This window comes from Massilibacteroides sp., assembly GCF_028705895.1.
Taxonomy (GTDB): Bacteria; Bacteroidota; Bacteroidia; order Bacteroidales; family Tannerellaceae; genus Massilibacteroides.
In genome coordinates this window covers 74,268-96,709 of record NZ_JAQWCQ010000008.1, presented here as the reverse complement: position 1 = coordinate 96,709, position 22,442 = coordinate 74,268, and the positions used below count along the sequence as shown (strand labels likewise).

At 38.2% G+C, this 22,442-nt stretch carries 16 protein-coding genes and 3 pseudogenes; 4 read left to right on the top strand and 15 right to left on the bottom strand.

Annotated features, from left to right (window positions below; all coding sequences use genetic code 11):
- The first annotated feature begins 197 nt into the window (after positions 1–197).
- Together PHT93_RS03625 and PHT93_RS03620 are read left to right on the top strand one after the other, a co-directional pair.
- Positions 198–518 carry a helix-turn-helix domain-containing protein gene (locus PHT93_RS03625; protein ID WP_300239565.1) on the top strand — a complete coding sequence of 107 codons (321 nt, stop codon included), beginning with the start codon at positions 198–200 and terminating at the stop codon, positions 516–518.
- Positions 508–813: pseudogene (locus PHT93_RS03620) on the top strand (bifunctional DNA primase/helicase); the annotation flags it as partial. The gene PHT93_RS03625 and the pseudogene PHT93_RS03620, both read left to right, overlap by 11 nt.
- Before the next feature lie 44 nt (positions 814–857).
- Here the strand turns inward: PHT93_RS03620 and PHT93_RS03615 are convergent.
- From PHT93_RS03615 to PHT93_RS03560, 12 genes and pseudogenes are all read right to left on the bottom strand, one after another.
- Positions 858–1,373: pseudogene (locus PHT93_RS03615) on the bottom strand (methyltransferase domain-containing protein); the annotation flags it as partial.
- Between the two features lie 21 nt (positions 1,374–1,394).
- Positions 1,395–2,429, bottom strand: coding sequence for an ACR3 family arsenite efflux transporter (arsB, locus tag PHT93_RS03610; RefSeq protein ID WP_300239563.1), 1,035 nt, complete (start codon positions 2,427–2,429; stop codon positions 1,395–1,397).
- Entirely contained in the window at positions 2,422–2,847 is a 426-nt protein-coding gene (locus PHT93_RS03605; protein WP_300239561.1) for an arsenate reductase ArsC, read from the bottom strand. The genes arsB and PHT93_RS03605 overlap by 8 nt, the downstream gene beginning before the upstream one ends.
- A 73-nt stretch (positions 2,848–2,920) precedes the next feature.
- Positions 2,921–3,382, bottom strand: coding sequence for a GNAT family N-acetyltransferase (locus tag PHT93_RS03600; RefSeq protein WP_300239559.1), 462 nt, complete (start codon positions 3,380–3,382; stop codon positions 2,921–2,923).
- 7 nt (positions 3,383–3,389) lie between these two features.
- On the bottom strand, positions 3,390–3,710 hold the full coding sequence (locus tag PHT93_RS03595) for a metalloregulator ArsR/SmtB family transcription factor (RefSeq protein ID WP_300239579.1): 321 nt from the start codon (positions 3,708–3,710) through the stop codon (positions 3,390–3,392).
- A gap of 675 nt (positions 3,711–4,385) precedes the next feature.
- A complete protein-coding gene (locus PHT93_RS03590; RefSeq protein WP_300239557.1) occupies positions 4,386–5,522 on the bottom strand; it encodes an efflux RND transporter periplasmic adaptor subunit in 1,137 nt (378 codons plus the stop codon).
- The gene (locus PHT93_RS03585) at positions 5,519–6,724 is read right to left on the bottom strand and encodes a TolC family protein (protein ID WP_300239554.1); all 1,206 of its coding nucleotides are present in this window, start codon (positions 6,722–6,724) and stop codon (positions 5,519–5,521) included. Before PHT93_RS03585 ends, PHT93_RS03590 begins: the two co-directional genes overlap by 4 nt.
- Positions 6,708–9,851, bottom strand: a complete 3,144-nt coding sequence (locus PHT93_RS03580) for a CusA/CzcA family heavy metal efflux RND transporter (RefSeq protein WP_300239552.1) — start codon at positions 9,849–9,851, stop codon at positions 6,708–6,710. The genes PHT93_RS03585 and PHT93_RS03580 overlap by 17 nt, the downstream gene beginning before the upstream one ends.
- 73 nt (positions 9,852–9,924) lie before the next feature.
- Entirely contained in the window at positions 9,925–11,310 is a 1,386-nt protein-coding gene (locus tag PHT93_RS03575) for a HAMP domain-containing sensor histidine kinase (RefSeq protein ID WP_300239550.1), read from the bottom strand.
- 2 nt (positions 11,311–11,312) lie between these two features.
- The gene (locus tag PHT93_RS03570; protein WP_294079570.1) at positions 11,313–11,978 is read right to left on the bottom strand and encodes a response regulator transcription factor; all 666 of its coding nucleotides are present in this window, start codon (positions 11,976–11,978) and stop codon (positions 11,313–11,315) included.
- A gap of 161 nt (positions 11,979–12,139) precedes the next feature.
- A complete protein-coding gene (locus PHT93_RS03565; protein WP_300239546.1) occupies positions 12,140–12,352 on the bottom strand; it encodes a hypothetical protein in 213 nt (70 codons plus the stop codon).
- Between the two features lie 480 nt (positions 12,353–12,832).
- The gene (locus tag PHT93_RS03560; RefSeq protein ID WP_300239543.1) at positions 12,833–14,374 is read right to left on the bottom strand and encodes a two-component regulator propeller domain-containing protein; all 1,542 of its coding nucleotides are present in this window, start codon (positions 14,372–14,374) and stop codon (positions 12,833–12,835) included.
- A 132-nt stretch (positions 14,375–14,506) separates the two neighbouring features.
- Between PHT93_RS03560 and PHT93_RS03555 the strand changes: the two are divergent.
- Positions 14,507–16,618, top strand: a pseudogene (locus tag PHT93_RS03555) (glycoside hydrolase family 2 TIM barrel-domain containing protein).
- A gap of 7 nt (positions 16,619–16,625) precedes the next feature.
- Here the strand turns inward: PHT93_RS03555 and corA are convergent.
- From corA to PHT93_RS03540, 3 genes are read right to left on the bottom strand one after another with little or no spacing between them, the layout of a single operon-like run.
- Positions 16,626–17,702, bottom strand: a complete 1,077-nt coding sequence (corA, locus tag PHT93_RS03550; protein ID WP_300239540.1) for a magnesium/cobalt transporter CorA — start codon at positions 17,700–17,702, stop codon at positions 16,626–16,628.
- Between the two features lie 15 nt (positions 17,703–17,717).
- On the bottom strand, positions 17,718–20,183 hold the full coding sequence (locus PHT93_RS03545) for a Smr/MutS family protein (RefSeq protein ID WP_300239537.1): 2,466 nt from the start codon (positions 20,181–20,183) through the stop codon (positions 17,718–17,720).
- Positions 20,184–20,206: 23 nt separating this feature from the next.
- Positions 20,207–21,631 (bottom strand): DUF4136 domain-containing protein, encoded by a 1,425-nt coding sequence (locus PHT93_RS03540; RefSeq protein WP_300239534.1) that lies wholly within the window; start codon positions 21,629–21,631, stop codon positions 20,207–20,209.
- Between the two features lie 283 nt (positions 21,632–21,914).
- Here PHT93_RS03540 and PHT93_RS03535 point away from each other — a divergent pair, with 283 nt between their 5' ends.
- Positions 21,915–22,439, top strand: coding sequence for a nucleotide exchange factor GrpE (locus PHT93_RS03535; RefSeq protein WP_300239576.1), 525 nt, complete (start codon positions 21,915–21,917; stop codon positions 22,437–22,439).
- The last annotated feature ends 3 nt before the right edge of the window (positions 22,440–22,442 follow it).

The window sequence follows — 22,442 nt, the reverse complement described above, 5'->3', positions numbered from 1 at the left end:
AATACCTTTTTTAGCCTTCTTTTGGGTGCATATCTGCCGGAATGGCAGACTTTTTATCCCTTTTTGAAGACTGTTATACTGGATGTTTAATCCGGATGGATGGGTGGGTATGCTCCGGATTATCTATAGTTAACTACTCCCCCTGTTTTTATATCTGTATATAGTCGACCTTTGCAACAAATTAAATAGTTGCCAATATGGAAGTAATCACAATTGAGTCAAAGGCTTACAAAGATATAGTAAGTAAGATAGATGAGATATCCCGATATGTAAAGGAGCATTCGGAAAGCCAGCATGAGGGTTGGATTGACAACCATGATGTCTGTAAATACTTAAACATAAGCACTCGAACATTACAGCGCTTACGTTCCCAAAAACTTATAAATTTCTCAATCATAAGAGGTAAGACTTACTATAAGCTAAGTGAAATAGAACGAATGCTTGATGAAAATCTTATAAAAAGCAGTCCTCAAGGATTTCAGGAATTATTAGATAATTATTACAAGAATGCTAAGTAAACAGACCATATTAGACAGAACTAACTCCGGTTTCGAGATTTTCCGCTTTTACATCCATACAAAGTGGCAGTTAGGTAGAAACTTTCTTAATCCATTATATGAAGATAAAAGAGCGTCCTGTAACATCTACTTTGATAGAAATAGCCGAACATATAAGATTAAGGACTTCGGTAACGATGAATTTAGCGGAGATTGCTTCTTTTATGTCGGCAAGTTGAAAGGTTTAGATTGTGGAAATGGGGTTGATTTTGTCGAGATACTTAAAATCATAAACAGAGATATGGGCTTAGGACTAGATAACGCAGAAAACTCATATAGACCGCAACAGGCATGTTTCGATACCCGATATATTTCTTTAAATATTTTATTTTTTTCGGGTAACAGATTTAAAACACAATTACTTACTACAACATCTATAGAGCTATCAGGTAAAGGCATATTTTCTATATCTCCCTCAATAAATTCAACATTGCTATATCTTCGCTTAGTTGCATTCTTTCGCGCTTTTTCTATCATCTGTGGTGAAAAGTCGATACCAATTATTTTTCCTGTTTCCCCGACTTCTGCTCTAGCTATAAAACAGTCGTTACCTGCACCTGATCCTAAGTCTAAGACTGTATTACCTTCTCTAATACCTGCATACTCAGTAGGTAATCCACAGCCTACACCTAAATCGGCATCGACTTCGTATCCTTTAAGCCCACTGTAATCTTCACTCATGATCGTAAAGACCTTTTTTGAAGGAATGGCAGGATTCGTTCCACAACAGCAACCGGATTTTAAAGCATCACTATTCAAAGCTAATTCACTATATCTTTTTTTTACCAAAGCTTTCTTTTCTTCGTTCGTGTTCATATTAAAAGTATTGTAATTATTTTATTTATAATATTTCTTTCTTAGCCAAAAGGCTATATTTACCAACAGTATAAGTACAGGTACCTCGACTAGCGGACCGACTACGCCTGCAAAAGCCTGTCCGCTATGCAAGCCGAAGACTCCTATTGCAACTGCAATAGCCAGTTCAAAGTTATTACCTGTGGCTGTAAATGCTATCGATGCATTTTTATCATAAGATGCACCCATTAATTTACCTGCAAAGAAGCTGAGGAAGAACATAACTACGAAATAGATTAATAGCGGTACGGCTATACGTACTACATCCAATGGTATTTGTACAATCAGTTCTCCTTTCAGACTAAACATTAATACAATGGTAAATAATAAGGCGATCAAAGTAATGGGTGAGATTGTCGGGATAAATTTTTCTTTATACCATTGTTCACCTTTGATTTTAACTAATATCAAACGGCTTAGAATACCCATCAGAAAAGGAATCCCTAAATAGATAGCAACTGTTTCGGCTATTGTACCTATGGAAATATCCACTATTGCACCTGCAAAGCCGAACAAGGGAGGAAGTTTTGTTACAAATACCCACGCATAGAAACTATAAAAGAATACCTGAAAAATACTATTCAGGGCAACTAACCCTGCACCGTATTCCGTATTACCTTCTGCCAGGTCGTTCCATACAAGCACCATCGCAATACATCGTGCCAGACCTATCAGGATAATCCCTACCATGTATTCGGGATAATCATGTAAAAAGAGAATGGCAAGTAAGAACATTAAGACAGGTCCGATAATCCAATTCAGGACTAACGAGACAGTCAGTATTCTGACATTCTTGAAAACTTTCGGCAGTTGTTTGTAATCTACTTTTGCCAATGGAGGGTACATCATCAGGATAAGTCCGATTGCCAGAGGAATGTTTGTTGTACCGCTCGACATGGAATCTATGTAGCTGCTGAAAGACGGGATAAAATACCCCAATCCTACACCGATAGCCATCGCAAGGAATATCCAAAGTGTTAAGTTCTTATCTAAGAAACTCATTTTCTTTTTACTCATGACCTTTTATCTTATCGGTGTATAATTCATAAAATGCTATTTTGATTTCATCCCTTACCCTGATGTACTCGGATTGAATAAACTCGGGTGTTCCCGTAGCTTCGGACGGATCATCAAAACCGATATGCAGACGGTTCTTTACTTTTCCTGAGAATGCGGGACAACTTTCATTTGCACCCCCGCAAACAGTAATCACATAATCCCATTTATCATTCATATATTGCTCCACACTATCGGATGTATGGTGTGAAATATCTACACCTGCATCCTGCATGACTTCTATTGCCTTTGGGTTTACCTTTCCGCTTGCTTTTGTCCCTGCGGAATAAACAGACAATGAAGGATCGAATGATTGTAAAAATCCGTGTACCATCTGGCTACGGCAACTATTTCCTGTACACAGAATTAAAATTCTCATATTATTTATAATTTCGCGTTTACACTAACAGTTCCTATTTCGTCGAATAACGAATGCTTATCTTAAAAAAATATCAGGATAAAACTTTTGACATTTTATAGTTTGTCATGGAAATACCAATGCAAACGGTCTGTTGTTCCAAAATAATATAGCCTTTTTTTGAGAAGAAAGGTTCGGCTGTAATACTGACATCAGCAGTTATTTCTGAAATATCTTTCAACCGTGCATATTCCTCAATCCTCTTAAGTAAGAATGATGCAACACCCTTTCCCTGATAGTCCTTATGAACAAACATAAAATTTAAATACCCTGACAATTTTAGGGCAGCAAATCCTAATATTGTATTATTCTTCTCAGCAAGTATAAAATATTGCTCATTTATCCGCTCTTCCCATATACTCGTATCCTTTCCTCTTGCAGCCCAACATTCGACCTGTTCGGAAGTATAATCTTTCAAATTGACTGAAAGGATAGTTGAACGGAACAGCTCTTCAATAGCGGGGATATCTTTCTTGGTTGCAAGTCTGATGTTCATAATTATATCAGCAAATCTCGTCTGTATTCTGTAATTGGGTAAAAAAGCCACCAAACAGTTCTTTGGCTTTATTCCAGTTCTCGCTGTGGATACAATATTTTACAGTGGGTAATGTAATTGTCCCTTGGATTAATCCTGCGTCTTTTAACTCATTCAAATGCTGTGACAGCGTACTTTTGGCTATTGGTAATATCTCTGACATGTCGCCATGATAACAGCAGGATTGGTTGGCAAGCATTCCTAGTATAGCAATACGAATAGGATGACCTAACGCTTTTGCAAAACGAGCTAATTGTTCCTGATCGGCTGTTAATTCTTTTTTTGACATAAATTTGATATTTATTGTTCGCAAATATACGAATATTTATTTTGTAAATTATCTTAGAGAAAAATATCCAGATATTAATCTAAAGTTTTCAAAGAGTAGCGAAAGGGGAAAAGGTTTTTAGTATCTTAACTTTGACTATATAGTACCATTTTTTTACTACCACATAAATTCTATTTGAAGATGAAAATCTAAGAAATTCAGTTCTCTAAAACGAAAATTTTATATCTTTACAAAAGATAAGTTGCTCTTTATATATTGAGGAAATTAAGCATATCTAAGAACTAAGCTGGTTTCTAAATCGTTACCTACTACTGAAAATAATCTTATAACAATCTAGTGTTCAGCCGGAAACAAGAATGTATATGTCTTGCAACGTGAAATGAGAGATTCTTATCAACTCCACAAACCGCCGCAATTTCCTTCAGATAGCAATACTTTGGAGATTTACCCTTTACTTTCAGTTAACTAGGAGAGCGTTTGTTTTGGCAGGTAACGAGTTGGCAACGGTTCTTTTAGCTTGTGTTTGCTCTGTTTTACACAGTGCCGAATAACTCAATACAAAAGTACGAAAAAATATATTATTGGAAAAACATAGCCCTAAACATCTTTGATTTAAATATGGGAAAAAAATATTGCAAAATCACGATTATTCTCAATAGATAGTGTAGTATTGGATTACACCACATCATACGCCCCTTTAATCAGAACTTTCGTATTCGAACTGAATTTGTCATCGGGAATAATTTCTATCCAATCACCATTTCGTTCGCCTGCTTTGACTAAGGTTTTTCGGAAAGTATAAACTCCGTCCTTTTCCGATTCGAGAACCAACAGAAAATTATTTCCCTCTTCGGTAGTAACAGCATCGAACGGAACACTTAAAGCATTGCGTGAATCAGCAATAAGTTGGGCTTCAACAAACATTCCGGTTATCAATTTTTGCTTTGTATCACTATCTAATGAAGCATATACATTGATAATACGGTCGTTTCCTTCAACAGATTTCCCTATCTGAGTAACTTTTGCTTCAAATTCCTGTGAACCGACCTGAGGTACTGCGAATCTAATCTTTTGCCCTGTTTTCAGGTTGAATATATCTTTCTCGAAAACTGCTAATTCCAAGTGCATAGCCTGTGTTTCTACGATTTCCATAATAACGTCTGTCGGGGAAATAGCCATACCCACATTTGCATTGATAGCTGTAATATCTCCCGATATAGGAGAATATACGGTGATGTATGACGAGAATTTGCCCTGCTCTACTTGTGCAGGATTGATACGTAACATATTCAACTTCTGACGAAGGCTTTCATAAGTGGCTTTAGCTCGTTTGTAGTCACTATCAGCTTCCAAATATTTCTTTTGAGAGGATATTTTTTCATCAAATAAAGTCTTTTGTCTTTCATACTCCGACTTCAGATATTCCATTTGCCCCGCAATTTCTAGATATGATTGTTGCAAGTCTATATACTCAGGACTTTCAAGCGTTAAAAGCGGTTGCCCTTTGCTTACTTTATCCCCTACTAATAGCGAAGTTGTCTTCACATACCCACCGACAAAAGAGCTTACTTTTGCCCTACTTTTGGGAGGAACATCTATTTTACCCGATGCTTTTATCGTATTATCAAATTCTCTTTCCTGCAAAGTAGAAACTTCCATTTTCATGGAATTGAACTGTTCCTGTGTGACTTCGAACAAAGAGTTATCTTCTTTTTCCGTATTTTCATCCTCTGGCGATTTCTTCTCTCCTCCACAAGAATTAAAAAATACGATAGCTAAAACCAAGAATATATAAGGTGTAAATTTTTTCATTGTTCATTGAAATTAAAGTAGTGTAACTCTAAATACGATTTATTGTGAGAAAGTACATTTTCCAGATAATCAGACTCTATACTAATAGCATTTTCCATACTCTGAATGTATTGAAAAAAATCAATTTCGCCGTTTTTATAACTCATATCGGCGGTCTTTATAATTTCTTTTGAAAGTATCTGACCATTTTCCGTATAATATTTTATCATTTCCCTGTGCTGATTAAGTTCCGCCTGCTTCTGCATATAGAAACTTTCCATTTGTATTTCGCGATTGCTTCGCATAGCTTCCCAGCTTTGTTGTTCTAATTTGGCAGTCTTACGTTTGGAAATATTTCCACTGAAAAACAAAGGTATTGCTATACCTATCTGAAAACCGTTTTGATGATAGCCCAAACCTTTGTTTGTTCCCGTAAAAAGTTCGACACTCAGGTCGGGTAGCCAATTCTGATTTTGTAGTTTTATCTGCGATGAAAAAGTATTACTGACCGTTTCCAAATAATTTTTTTGCAATTCTTTGCCCGTACTAACGTTTTCGAGATACAACAGACTTAATTCATCATTTGATACTTGAAAACTATCCTCACCTTGTACCAATGATTTTAACTGTTCATAAAGAGCCTGCTTCTGGCTTTTCAATTGTATTAATGTCGTGCGAATTTGTTTCGATTTGGCTTCTGCCGTAATCTTTTCCAGATAATTGGACTCTCCCAACTCGAATTTTCGGCTCCCTGCCTTTGAAAAAGCGGCATAAAGGCTATCCAGCTGAGTATATAGTTTTTCCTTATTTTGGGTATAAACTATCTGCTCGTAGATAAGCGAAACATTGAGTATCAGCTTATTTTTTTGTATTTCGTGCAAAGCTCTGTTTTGTTCCCATTGCGATTTATACACCTTTCTTTGTGCGCCATATACGGTCGGGAAAGAGAATGTTTGTTCGATACCGAATACACGCAATGCCTTATCATTCGGAGCCACATTATTCTCATCGTATCCGTAATACACGGTTGTCTTATCAAAGTCGAAAGCTGTCCCGATATTCGCTTTAGAAGCATCGGTCTGCAACTGATAAGAACTTAGTTCCTTATTGTTGGCAAGGGCTGCCTCAATCAGGGTATTCAGTTCAGGATTATTTTGTGAATAACTTATCGAACTGGTTAAGCACACCATCCCTAAGCATATGATTCTATATATCTTCTTCATCTTTCGTCAGATTTTTATCAAACATTTTGAAAAGGATAGGCAGCACAACCATTGTAAGCAGGGTTGCTGTAAACAATCCGCCGATAACTACCGTAGCCAGCGGACGTTGTACTTCCGCTCCTGCCGACGAGGAAATCGCCATAGGCAAGAAACCCAATGCTGCGGCTGCGGCTGTCAGGGTAACCGGACGAAGCCTGTCGGTAGTTCCTTTCAGAATCAGTTCATTTATATTTTTCATACCTCTGTGCTTCAATTCCTTCAAATGTTCCACCAGAACAATCCCATTCAGTACAGCGATACCAAACAGTGCAATAAACCCAACCCCTGCCGATATACTGAATGGCATTCCTCTCATCCAAAGCAATAAAATTCCTCCAACAGCCGATAGCGGAATGGCGGTAAATACGAGTAAAGTTTCGCGTATAGAACCGAAAGCAAAATACAGGAGTATAAAAATCAGACAGAGAGCCACAGGAACGGCTATTTTCAAGCGGTTAAGCGCATTCTGCATATTTTCGAACTGTCCGCCGTAAGTCACATAATACCCAGGCGGCAGGTTGATTTTTTCACTGATAATTGCCGATACATCTTTCACAACATTTTCCATATCACGACCGCGAACATTTACCCCGATTACCACACGACGTTTGGTATCGTCGCGAGAAATTTTGGCAGGACCTTCGGTATATTCTACTTTTGCCAGTTCACGAAGCGGAATTTGTCCGCCATTTGGTAACGGAACATACAGGTTTCTCAAATCCTCGATATCATTACGGAGATTTTCCTCCAGACGAACGACCAAATCGAAACGACGTTCTCCTTCAAAAACATTGCCTACCGTAGTACCCGCAAAAGACAATGCTACAATATCGTTGATATCCGATATATTCAATCCGTACTGAGCAATACGCGTACGGTTGTATTCAACCGTCATTTGCGGCAGACCGTCTATCTTCTCCACGATAATATCGGCAGCTCCTTCGACATTTGTAATAGCTCGTTTTATCTGCTCGGCTTTCTCAGCGAGTACCACCAAATCTTCTCCGAAAATCTTGATAGCCACATCGGAACGTGTACCTGATATAAGCTCATTGAAACGCATTTCGATAGGTTGGGTAAATTCTATCTCCATATTCGGTATGGTGGCTTCCAATTCTTCTTTTATCTTGTCTGCCAGCTCGTCTTTGGATTTTGCCGATACCCATTCGCTTCTGGGTTTCACTTTTACAATGATGTCGCTTTCTTCCATCGACATAGGGTCGGTAGGCACTTCAGCAGCACCGATTCGGCTGACAATCTGCTCTACTTCGGGGAATTTATCGAGAATAGTTTTTTCAATCAATGTTGTGGTTTCTATGGTTTTGGCTAGCGATGTTCCTGTCTTGAGAACAGGTTGAATAACAAAGTCTCCTTCATCCAATTGCGGTATAAACTCGCCGCCCATGCGGGTAAATACTATCACGGCTATAACCAGTAATCCGACAGCTCCGGCAAGTGTTTTCTTTGCATGTTTCAATGCCCAAGTGATAACAGGTAGATAAGTACGGGTCAGCAATCTCATTATACGCACTGTAATACCATTCCGTTTCTGAACCTGCGGTTTGATAATCAACGAAGACAGAACAGGAACGTATGTAAGGCAAAGCAACATGGCTCCAATGAGCGCAAAGCTGAAAGTAAGCGCCATCGGGCGGAACATTTTTCCTTCCACTCCCGAAAGAGAGAGAATAGGAATGAAAACGATTAGTATGATTAGTTGTCCGAAGATAGCCGAATTCATCATGGTGGACGAACTGCTTAAGGTAATTTTGTCCAATTCCCGTTTCCTGTCGGGTACAGCCAGATGACTCAATTTAGAGGCATTAGCTGTCATTTGGGACGAAACGAATTCCACAATAATAACGGCTCCGTCTATAATAATTCCGAAGTCAATTGCCCCCAGACTCATCAGGTTGGCATCTATCCCGAATATCCGCATCAGTGAAATAGCAAACAATAAGGACAATGGTATCACAGAGGCCACAACAATCCCCGAACGGAAATTACCGAGTAGTAATACAACTACGAAAATGACTATCAAACAACCGAGTATCAGATTTTCGGCAACAGTGAAAGTCGTTTTCGCGACCAATTCGCTACGTTCCAAAAAGGCATTGATATATACTCCTTCGGGAAGCACTTTCTGTACTTCTTCCACCCTCTCTTTTACCGCATTGATGGTTTCTTTGGAGTCGGCTCCTTTCAGCATCATTATCTGACCGAGAACTTTCTCGCCTTCGCCGTTTCCTGTAATGGCACCGAAACGGTTGGCACTTCCGAAACGTACAGAAGCGATGTCTTTTACAAGAACAGGAATGCCTTCTACATTTTTTACAACAATGTTTTCTATATCTTCAATGGTGCTGATTTTTCCTTCTCCACGAATGAAATAACTTTGATTGACTTTTTCAATATAAGCTCCTCCGGCAATGCTGTTATTCTTTTCAAGGGCACTTACCAAATCGCCGGTGGTAATGTTCATCGCTTTCAGGCGGGAAGGGTTGATAGCTACCTCGTACTGTTTCAGATAGCCGCCCCATGTATTAATTTCGACTACTCCGGGAATTCCCGAAAGTTGACGTTTCACTATCCAATCTTGTATTGTGCGCAGGTCTGCAACCGAATATCTGTCTCTAAATTCCGGTTTTACATCCAGAACATATTGATAAATCTCCCCCAACCCGGTCGATATAGGGCCCATTTCGGGAGAACCGAAACCTTCAGGGATAAGCTCTGATGCTGTTTTTATTTTCTCGGCTATCAATTGACGCGGGAGGTATGTCCCCATATTTTCGTCGAAAACTATCGTTACCACCGACAGGCCGAATTTGGAAACGGAACGGATTTCCTGCACTCCGGGGAGGTTTGCCATTTCCATTTCGATAGGATAAGTGATAAACTGTTCGATATCTTCGGTCGAAAGGTTTGTAGAAGTAGTGATGACCTGCACCTGATTATTGGTGATATCGGGTACTGCACCGATAGGTATATGAAAAACCGAATAAATGCCATATACGAATATGGCAAATGTAAATAGTAATATAATCAGCTTGCGGTTAAGACTAAACCGTATAATCTTTTCTAACATCGACTTTAGTTTTACCTGATTTCAATAATCAGCAAAAGTAGATAGATGTTAAAATAGTTTGCTTAAGATTTGCTTAAGATTGAGGAATTCGTAATCTGACAGTGGTTCCTATGCCTTCTCTACTGAAAAATTCAACCTCGATATTCAATAAAGAACAAAACCTTTTAACAATGGATAACCCCAAGCCAAAACCTTTAATCTCGGCACGGTCTGCTGAACGGTAAAACTTATCGAAAATCTTTTCCATATCCTTTTCAGGAATACCTATTCCGGCATCTTTAACTTCACAGATTATGGCATTGTTCTCTTTTTGCAATTGTATTCCGACCCTGCCCTTCGAGTGGGAATATTTAATGGCGTTGGAAAGAATATTGGAAAGAACGGTCGTAAATAAATATTTATCCGTTTGAATATCAATGTCATATGAGAAAGAGAGGTAGTCGATATCAATATTCTTTTGCTGAATATTTGCCGACAAATATTTCAAAGCATCTTTAATTACCGAATCAATTTTCACAGTATCAATGTGAAGAGATTGTTTCTGATTTTCGAAACGGGTCAGAATGAGCAAATCATCCACTAAATGGTTCAGGCGATCTATTTCCTTTATGCAATAAGTTACTTTTTCTTCGTACTCTTCCGGACTTCGAGGTTTTCTTATCAACACTTCCAATGTTCCTTTCAACACAGCCAAAGGTGTACGAAACTCATGGGAGGCATAGGATGTAAATGATTTCTCCCGTTCGATAGTTTTTTCAATACGGTTGAGCAGTTGATTGATAGTATCGGATAAGACATAAAGTTCATCTTTATTATGAGGCAAAGGAATACGCTCAGTCAGATTGTCCCGTGTAATTTTATTAGAGGTATCAATAATATGGTTGATAGGTTTGATGCTTCTTCCAGCAATAAACCGGGCAACAAAAAACAGTATAATTAGAATAATCGGATAGGTAAAGAGTAGTATATGCCGCAGAGCCTCCAACACCACTTCCGAACCTTCGCGAGCCACAGCTACCAACAAGTGCCCGACACGTGTGCCATTTTCGTTTTGAATAGGAACTTGTACCTGCCTTATCCTTTTTTCTGCAAGCTCTCCATTAAAAAATACATTATCTTCTTGGTTCGGATTATACAGTAAATTACTGCTTTTCAAATTGGGCGATTTATCAATGAGATTACCATTAATATCCAAGAATTCGATGAACACCGGGTCAACCCCGACAGTATTGTGTTCTCGTTCCATCCACTCTTTGTGTCTTTTCAAGGTGATTGTTCCATTTCTTACTTCTATTTCCTGAGAATGGCGTTCTACTTCGCGTTGCAAATCTTTATTCAGGTGGTTGGATACATTGTATTCCACTACCATATAGATGGTAACGAAAACAAGCCCGATTAATAATGCTGTGGTAATTATATAATTCAAGGCAATCCTGTTCCGAAATGAGAAATTCTGCATATTTATTCGTTAGCAATATACCCTACACCTCTTATGGTCTTGATATATCCGTTATCCTTATCCAAATTCAGTTTTTTACGGATAGCATTTATAAAAACATCTATCACTCCTGTATCGTATTCGAAATGAATACTCCATACCTTTTCAATAATCTCGTCTCTTTTGCATACGTTTCCTTTGTTTCTGATAAGGAATTCGAGTAATTCAAACTCCCGTTGAGTCAGAGAAACAACAGAAGAGTTTGATTTTACTTCGTATGTATTGAGGTTGAGCGAAATATTGCCTAATACAAGAATTTCTTGCTCTTTTTTATTTCGGAAATGTATTTTTATCCTTTCCAACAATTCTTCAAAGCTGAATGGCTTTTTGATATAATCATTCGCCCCACATTGCAATCCTTCAATGATTTCCTGTACAGTATCTTTTGCAGTCAGGAATAGCACCGGAATGTCAGCATCTTTCTCACGGATGGTTTTACATACTTCTATGCCTGTCGTTTTGGGCAACATCCAATCCAATAAAATTATATCCGGCTTTTCCGATTCAAAAATCTCTATTCCTTGCTTTCCATCAGTAGCAATAGTAGTTATATAACCTTCTTCTTCCAATCCTTGTTTAAGAAAGTTATAAATGCCGGGTTCATCTTCTATGATCAGGATGTGTATCATAACAGTGCAAAGATACGGAAACATTTTAGACCTGCTTTATTAGATTCTTAATATGTCTGCCATATTTTCAACTACTGTCCGAGAATACTTTTGCTTTATGACATAGTAAAAGGTTACTCTTCCATCGCTAGTAGTACCGTCCAAAAGGTGTTATTTTGTTTTTATATCCCTCTCCCTCTCTTCTTTTCCTGAACTTTAGGAACTTTCAGCTTTGTTTCCTTCGGTTTCTGCTCCTCCTTCAGTAGTCTCGGATCACCCCACGATTCCTGATATTCCGTATCTGCTTTGTCTGCTTTCCACAGATATGGGTGTGCATAACTACCGCCTCCCCACCATTTAACGGTAGCTTTTGTTATCTGCCCATCCTCTATCAAAGCCTTATGGAAAATCCAGTGTACGTTGACCCCTTGTGCCAGACAAAATTGACCCCTCGTTCCAAAATAAGGTTGACCCCTCGTTCCAAAATAAAAATGTCCCCATTGAGATGTCCCCGATATGAACTTTTATGTAATTCCTATATTGTATGGATCACAAGAAAGGGAAATAAATCAGAATGAACAGCTAAAGAACTGTCAATGTCTTTTTTTAAGAGATATACAAAGTTACATTCCAACGATAGAACGCCAACACCAAGCCGCAAGCGGTTTATAGAAATTTCTTCCTTTCGCCAGCGAAAGAGTAAATTTCTATAAAGTGTTGTCTTATCTATCGTTTCCATGAATGAAATGTATATCAATTAGAAAAAAGAACAAATAATAGTTTTCGCCTAATGATGGTTTCTAAAATAATAATGACCCCAATTCTCTGGATATTTAAGAGACAAAAACAAATGTTTTTCAGGGGTCAAATCTATTTTAGTTTACGGGGTCAACAAACTTGGAAATTTCCAGTCCCCCCATCAAAAACTGGTTATCTCTTATTTCTTCAATAACTGTGATCTGATTAAAAGCTCTGTTCTGACCATTTATCGAAAAAATATTTTTTAATTTTCCATTCTCTTCTACAAGTAATCCGGGGGATGTCATCAAAGGAATCCACAATCTTTTATGGCTGTCGATATATAAAGAATAAATGTCGTTTTCTTTATAATCATACAATAATCTGAATTCTTTCTTGGTTATTGAAAAAGAATAAACCGATCCGAAATGAGTAGTACAAAGAATTTCGTCGGAGCCTTCGGGCATCAATAGGTTTTTAATAATGTTTCGTTCATAATTAGAATGATGTAAAGGTGTTAACGGATATACTTTTTGTTCATTAGTTCTGGGGTTAAAATAAAACAATCCGCGACCTTCAGTAGCAAACCATAAATTTCCGTTTTTATCCTGTACCCCTTTACCCATAATACCTGTGTACATCTTAGGGGTTATATACGTTATCTGTTTATAATAGGGACTATGATAATTAATACCCGCTGAATAAGTTCCGATCCATAACGTTTTATCTTTGTCAAGGAGCATGCTGTGAACAGAATAATGACTCAGATTTCCCTGAGCTTCAAGATTTACGGAAAGAGGAGTTATCTGATTATTCCTTTTGTTTAGTATATTTAATCCGCCGAATGTACCGATCAACAGAGAATCATTATTCAGAAAAATAAGTGATCGGATGGTGTTGTTTCCTAAGGCCGAATTATTCGTATTGTACGATTTAATATTTCCTGTGTTTTTATCGAGACTGCAAATCCCTTTGTCTTCTGTACCTAACCAAATAACTTCTTTATCCGGCAGAATAGAGGTTATATAACTGTCTGGTAATTTGTTATTTTTTAATGAGATAATATTTTTCAGTTCCCATTTCTCTGAATAAACCAATAGTTCCCTGCTTCTGGTTCCTATATAAATATTCCCACTGATAGCGTCCTGCGCAACAGCACTACAGGTTCTGAACGTAGGAGACAGGCGTTTGTGAAAACAAACCGTTTTGTCGGAGTTGCAAAGAAAGACTTTTGAACTTTGTAACATATAGATGTTACCATCTGTATGATGTAATAAATAATCCGAACTATTAGTCGTACTCAGAGAATCGATTTCTTTGGGATAAAAATAGCTTATTTTTCCCGTTTGGTAAGCGATACAATTAAGCCCGTTGGGAGTTGCTACCCAGATATTTTTCTCTTTATCTTCGTTGATATCATAAATGTAACGATCCGAAAGCGTATTAGTATTGTTTGCCTCGTTCCTGAATATCTTAAACTCATAACCATCATAACGATTTAACCCGCTGCGTGTTCCAAACCAAAGATATCCGTCTGAATCCTGAAATATTTTTAAAACAGATATTTGCGACAGGCCGTCTTCAACACCCAGATGTGAAAAAAAGAAATTTTCATCTGCTTTTACGGACAGGTTTAAAGTTATAAATAGGGCTATGATATATAATACTCTCTTATTCACGTTTTAGCATTTCAGGTTGTGACAAAGATATGTATTCAATAGAAAAAACGAGACATATTCAACCGTTTTTGAGACTATTTTACACGACTGCTATCGCATGAGACGTTATTTTTGCAGTAAACACAAACGTATATGTATAAATCTATTATTTACATTATTCTCTTTTTCTTCTCCGGTTCTTCTGTTTATGGAACAGGAAGGACTGTAGAGTCGTTTAATAAAGGCTGGTCTTTCAAAAAGGCACCAATCAGTAACGAACTTATCCAGAATGTCGGGACATGGGAAAGCGGTTGGAAAGAAGTGGAAATACCACATACATGGAATGCCAAAGACATGCAGGTAAAGGCGGCAAGCTTTTATGAAGGAATAGGATATTATCGCAAAATCTATTTCGCTCCGGAGGCTTTAAAGGATAAACGATTATTCTTACGATTTGAAGGTGTTGGTGCATGCGCTGAAGTTTTTGTAAACGGGGAATTAGTGACGGAACATAAAGGAGGATATAGTGCGTTTGCCTGTGAGATCGGTAAATTGCTGAAATACGGAAAGGAAAATGAAATTATTGTAAAGGCGGATAACCAATCACGCCAGGATGTTATTCCAATCAATCATAATCTTTTTGGTGTCTATGGAGGAATATACAGACCGGTATGGTTGGTCGTTACTGAACCATATACTATTTGTGTAACGGATAACGCTTCGCCGGGTGTTTACATAACGCAAAATAATGTGAGCCAAAAACAAGCGAATATACAGGTGAAAGTGAAATTGGATAATGGAACTCCTCAGCCTGTACCATTGACGTTGGAAAATCGAATCTATGATCAGGAAGGGAGATTAATAAAATCAGAGATTCAGTCTTTTGACCTGACTCCACAGGGTGTGCAAAACAGGACGTCTTCTTTTGTTATTAAAAAGCCGGTGTTATGGCAGGGAAGAGAAAATCCGTATTTATATAAGGTAGAAAGTCGTTTGCTGAAAGACGGACAGGTTATTGATAAAGTAGTACAACCTTTAGGACTGAGAACCTATGAAATCAAAGCGGGAGACGGTTTTTATCTGAATGGAAAGAAATATCCCATGTATGGCGTTTGTCGTCACCAAGATTGGTGGGGGCTGGGTAGTGCTTTGAGTAATGAACAGCATGATACCGATCTTGCTATGATTATGGATATAGGTGCTACGACTGTTCGTTTTGCGCATTACCAACAATCGGAATATCTCTATTCACGTTGTGATTCTTTGGGTTTGATTATCTGGGCTGAAATACCTTTTGTAAATCGTGTTTCCGGTCATGAAAGCGAGAATGCAAGGAATCAATTGCGGGAGATGATTCGTCAGAATTTTAATCATCCTTCCATTTATGTTTGGGGATTACATAATGAGGTTTATCGTCCGCATGAATATACCCGCGAGTTAACCCGTTCTCTGCATGATTTGGCAAAGACAGAAGATCCGGATCGTTATACAGTCTCAGTTAATGGGTATGGAGTCATGGAACATCCTGTAAACCTTGTGGCGGATATTTAAGGAATGAATCGTTATTTTGGCTGGTATGAAAAAGAATTACAAGATATTGAACCTTGGGTAAAAGGTTTGGAAAAGAATTATCCTCATCAGAAACTAATGTTGACTGAGTATGGTGCTGATGCGAACCTTAATCATCAGACGGAATATCTTGGTGAGTCTTTAAATTGGGGTAAAGAGTTTTATCCTGAAACTTTTCAAACCAAGACATATGAATATCAGTGGAGTGTAATTGCTCAACATCCTTATATAATCGCTTCCTATTTATGGAATATGTTTGACTTCTCTGCACCTATGTGGGAACGAGGTGGTGTGCCTGCCCGCAATATGAAGGGATTAGTTACTTTTGACCGTAAGATTAAAAAGGATGCTTATTTCTGGTATAAAGCAAACTGGAGCAAGGAGCCGGTTCTGTATCTGACGCAACGAAGAAATACAGATCGTGAAAAACAGACGACGACGATCACGGTTTATTCCAATATTGGTATGCCGAAAGTTTACCTGAACGGAGAAGAACAGACGCAAATGAAGAAAGGATATACTGATGTGCATTATATCTTCGAAAATATAAGACTGCAAAAGGGTGAGAATACGGTCAAAGCAGTGCTAAACCATAACGGTCAGGCTTATGAAGACACGATTAAATGGATTTATACCGGAGAAAAGAAGAGAGAAACAGATACCAGCAGTATAAAAGGCGAACATTGGGGATTCTGAAACTGGTTTAATACCAATCTTTTTTACGGAGGAAAAGCCATGTGATAATGCCGACGGCTATCATTATTCCCCAGGCAATAAGGTAGCCGTATTGCCATTTGGTTTCGGGCATGACTTCAAAGTTCATTCCCCATATGCCGGCAAGAAATGTTAGAGGAATAAAAAGCGTAGAAACGATGGTAAGTCGTTTCATAATCGCATTCATTCGTAGGTCGTTATTTGAAATGTAGAGATCGACAAGTGATGAAATTATCTCTCTGCATCCTTCCAATGTCTGATTGACATACTGTAATTGATCTACGATATCAATAAAGGCCGGTATAGCGTCGTGATTAATCAGACTGTTTTCTTTGGTGAGTTTGTTTATTTGTTCCCGTAATGGTTGACCATTTTTCCGGATTACCATGTATTCACGTCGGCGTTGCTGGATTAGTGAGCCGACACTACTTTGGTCTGTAGAAATATCAAGTAAGGTATCTTCAATATCCTCTAAAAATTCCTCGACGCGTAAAGAAGCCTCGACTAAGCTAACGGTAACCGCGTTCAAAAGAAAAGCAAGAAGCATGCTGCTGTCGCCTTTGCTGCAAATATCCAACACATCATCTTGTATCGCTTTTTCTATTGGCTGAAAAATAGTATGGTCGTTTTCTGTAAAGGTTACGATTGTGTTTTCAGTCAGTATTATTCCGATATGCTCTGTCTGAATGACATCGTCTTTATCATAATGACAGGAGTTGAGAATAACGAGTATTTTCCCGCGGTATTCTTCTATTTTTACGACATGTTGAGGAGTGAGTATATCTTTTGCATCAAGGGCATCAAGGCCGAAATCAACGACAATACGTGTAACTAATTCGAAATCCGTCAGCCCACTTACCTGCAGCCAGTTGATTGTGCTTTTATCTTTGAGCGTGGACTGTGTTTCTTTGTTGTAAACAACTTCTTTGTTACGAATGCTATTTGCATTATATTGTATAAGCCGGATACTGGTCGGCGTATTATTCTCTCCGGTATATACGTATTGTTCGGAAAGATGGCGATTGGTTGAACGTTTACGTCTGAGATTATGTTCTTTCTTTTTCATACCGGATTTATTTAATTATTCAAATTCAACTACAGTTATACCCGCTCCTCCCAATTGGACGTGTTCATCACGATAATGCTCTACGCCGGGAATTGTGCGAAGATAGTCACGAATAAGCTGACGGAGCGCTCCTGTACCTGTTCCGTGTAGGATACGAACACGCGAAACGCCAACCTGAATAGCGTCGTCAATAAAATAAGTGACTGTTTGCAAGGCTTCATCTCCACGCATTCCACGTATATCTATTTCCTGCTTGAAGCCAAGTTTCTTTTCACGCATATCATCTCTTGTCTGAGTACCGACAAATGAGCTGGCTTTAGCTTCTTGCTTTAACTGTCCTTTGCTTACTTTCTCAAGCCGATCTAATTTAACCGTACTTTTGATCATTCCAAAAGCAACGACTGCCTGTTTACCGTCTGTTTCCATTACGGTGCCCGCAGATGTTTGACCTTTTAATCGGACAGAATCGCCAATCTCAATAACTTCGCGGTTGAATACAGGTTGTTTCTCCGGTTGCTTTTTTACTTTTTTCTCTTTCCGTTCTTTGAGCTTTGCCATCTTTCGGGCAATCTTGTCATCCGTATCTCCCGTATTCTCAATTGATGCTTTAAACTCATCGATGGACTTACGGATTAATTTGGTTCGTTCTTTTTCAGCCTGAGCTTCTTTAATTTCACGAATCGTATTCTCAATCTTTGCATTTGCTTCCGAAAGAATACGTTGTGCTTCTACTTTAGCTTCACGTACGATCTCTTTACGTTGTTTGTTTACCGCTTCAAGATCTGTTTCATAACGGGCGATAATATCTTCTAATTTCTTTTCCCGTTGACGGATATTCTGTCGTTTGCTTTCCCAATATCGTTTGTCCCTTACAATATCTTGCAGGTATTTGTCCATGTCAATATAGTCTGATCCTACTTTTTGGGACGCATCTGCAATGACATCTTCCGGTAAACCGATCTTCCGGGCAATTTCGACTGCAAAGGAACTTCCCGGATTGCCGATGGAAAGCCTGAAAAGAGGTTGCATCAGATGACGATCGTACAACATAGCTCCGTTAACGAGTCCTTCGGTATCTTCGGCAAGATGTTTCAGATTTTGATAATGTGTCGTGATTACGCCATAACTACCGTTTTGATTAAAACGTACCAGTAAGGCTTCGGCAATAGCTCCTCCTATTTGAGGCTCTGTTCCACTACCGAATTCATCAATCAGGATGATGGATTTCTCATTACAGTTTTTGACAAAGAACTTCATATTGGTCAGATGAGAACTGTATGTACTCAAATCATTCTCTATACTTTGTTCGTCGCCAATATCAATAAAGATGGCTTCAAAAATTCCGGCACGCGAACTTTCATGTATTGGAACCAGTAAGCCGCACTGTAGCATGTATTGAATTAATCCGACTGTTTTTAAACAGACCGATTTACCTCCGGCATTTGGTCCCGAAATCAATAATAGCCGTTTATTTTCTTTTAATTCTATATCTAAAGGAACAACTTCCTTCTCTTGTTTCTTTAAAGAAAGATAGAGTAGGGGGTGTACCGCACGTGCCCAATCAACTTGCTGTTTATTCTCTACGACCGGTTTTATTGCTTTGATTTGTTCGGCAAATAAGGCTTTTGCACGAATAAAATCAATTTCCGCAAGAAATTCATATGAAAGCAAAATATCCGGAATAAGTGGACGTATCGTGTTGGTGAACGCTGTTAGAATGCGAATAATTTCACGACGCTCTTCTCCCTCCAGTTCTCTTATGCGATTATTTGCTTCTACTACTACTTCAGGTTCAATAAAAACCGTCTTGCCTGTAGCCGACTCATCATGTACAATTCCACGTATTTTGCGTTTAAAAGCAGGGGCAACAGGAATCATCAAACGACCGTCACGCATGGTAGGGGCAACGTCTTTTTCTACAACTCCTTCCGACTGAGCCGAACGGAGAATTGCCTGCAAACTACGGGATATACTATTCGTTGTCGAGGCTATTTCTTTACGGATATTGGATAGTTCCGGAGATGCACTATCTTTTACCCGACCGAACTTATCTATAATATGGTCGATTTGTTTGATCAGCTGAGGAAAAACCAATATATCTCCGGCTAATTCTGTAAGTGCCGGATAAAGAACCTCTTCCTCTTCGGTGGGGCGGAAAAAACAAATAATGTCGTTTATTGTCTGTAATGAGCGTTTGATATCAAAAAGCTCTTTTTCATCTAAAAAAGTTCCTTCCGGACGTATTCTTTTCAATGAATAACGGACATCAAAGAAGTAATTATCCGGGAAATCCTTATCACCATGCAGGATACGGATAAACTCATCCGTTTGTTCTAATCGTTGCGTGATAGTTGGATAATCTGTTGAGAAAGACATCTCTGATGCGCGTTCTTTTCCAAGTGCGCTTAAACATTTTTCCGAAATAAGAAGACGGACTTTATCGAAGCCCGTCTTTGTTTCAAAATTTTGTGGATATATCACGTTATAAGAGTCAGATAAAATAGTTATTCAATCGTTACAGATAGTTCAGTCCGAACCGTTGGGCGGAGAACTATCTCGGATTTTGTTTTACCCCTGCGAATATTGAATGTACAAGCATTCGTGCCTGATGTATTAATATAAGGGGCAAAATAAAATAGGTAAGAGAAAGGAGCTACGTCTTTAGCTTTCTTTACAGCATCGGCCACCTGAGTATATTTAAAGGTATCCCAAAACATACAGCGCGTAAATCCGTTGGCATCAGTAAAACGAGTGCTCGGATCACGGAATTTCATAGATGAAGTGATGAAATTCTTGTATGCCGTAGTTGCTTCTTCAGCTGTAATATCTAATTTATTACCTTCAATTTCTTCGATTACGTCATTTACCCGAATACCAGCAACAGCAGCCGGTGAATTAGGGTCAACTTTCGAAATCATCTCCAATCGGTTAATATCAAAGTTCAATCCCGTGTAGTTGTAAGTTTTCTTATTCACTTTATATTGAACGTTTCGCGTATATTTTACATATGGATATTGCATACACATCAGAGGAACGTGAATTCGTACGTAATCTTCTATTTTATAAGTGGATTCTAATAGTTCATTCGCTTCACATTCCCAAAGAACGCGTCCGGGCAGATAAATATTATCAACTAATTTAAGACCAAACTGAAGAACGTATTCTGCTTCAGATTCTGCTGCTGTAGTTGTTATAAAGGGAACTTTGACCATTTCGTTCCGGCTAAAGTCATAGCGATAGTTTTGTTCTTTATCGATGACGATTTTATTAACCCCTTTAAAACTCGGGTTCTTGTCAAAGAAATAGTAGGTACTGATCAAAATATCCGGACCATAACTGTCATATGCCAATCCTTTTTCCGTTAATGCATCTTTGATTGCTTCATTAATCTGGTTTTCCAATTCTCTGTTATTCTCATCAATTGCTGCAAAACCAAATGTGCGGAATTGTTGAAATCCCACGGCATTAGGGGTAACCGTTGTTTTAAATGGACAGATAAATTTACGTTCCGATGCTGTTTCCAGACTCAACATCGAAAATGCAGTGGCCAATTGATCTTCGGAAATGGCATTTCTTCGTTTGCATTCTTTGCTTATCAATAAAGAGTGGTCGGTCTTTGAAAGATTAGAGATGTTTAAAACAATTTCCTGTTTATCCGCCGGATTTAGCAGCTGATTAATATCTTCCAATGGAAGGCCTTTTAGATCAACGCCATCTATATCTTCTATTATATCATATTTCTTTAATCCGGATAGTTCTGCAGAAGAATAAGGATATACATCTGTAACTACAGGTAATCCGTTCCCCCAATTTGCATTTTTACTTATTTCAAAAGAAAATCCTAAACGGCAAATCAGATTCCCACCACTTTGAGCAAAACTTGTTACACCAATTAATAATAATACGGTCGCTATGATATACTTTTTCATGATCAATAATTATAAAATCAAAACTAAAATATTAGAAATCCTATGAATTTACAAAACAAAGGTAAAGATATTTTTTCGTCTATAGGAAGAGTTGGCAGCATATTTGCTGTACATCTGACAAATACGACTTATTTAACCCGCTTTGTTTTAGAGTGATTATATAAGTCTGTTTAATCGTATCTTATTGAAAACAAAGGATAATAAAGATAAAATATAGAAATAAATGAAAGATATGGAGCATAATAAAGCGAAACAATCTTCGGAGGCAACTAATCCGGAAGAAATGGATGAAATGACAAATTTACAGAAAGAACAGACAGAACAGGTAGAAGCAACTCCCGAAACTGACAATGTGGCTGATGATCAGGAAGCGTTAAAGGCAAAATATGACGAATTGAATAATGATCATCTTCGTTTAATGGCTGAGTTTGATAATTATCGTAAACGTACTTTACGCGAAAAAGCTGAGCTGATTAAAACCGGAGGCGAGTCAGCCTTAACTGCTATTTTACCTGTAATTGATGATTTTGAGAGAGCTTTACAAAATGTGCGGACATCAGATGATATTAAAGCTGTAGCTGAAGGGATTGAACTGATCTATACTAAATTTATGGCTTATTTGTCCCAGCAAGGTGTGAAACCTATTGAAGCAACCGGACAACCTTTTGATACGGAAATGTATGATGCTGTGGCTACCATACCTGCTCCTGAAGAAGAACTGAAAGGAAAAGTTGTAGATTGTGTGCAGACAGGTTATACTTTATATGATAAGGTAATTCGCCATGCAAAAGTTGTCGTTGGTGAATAATAA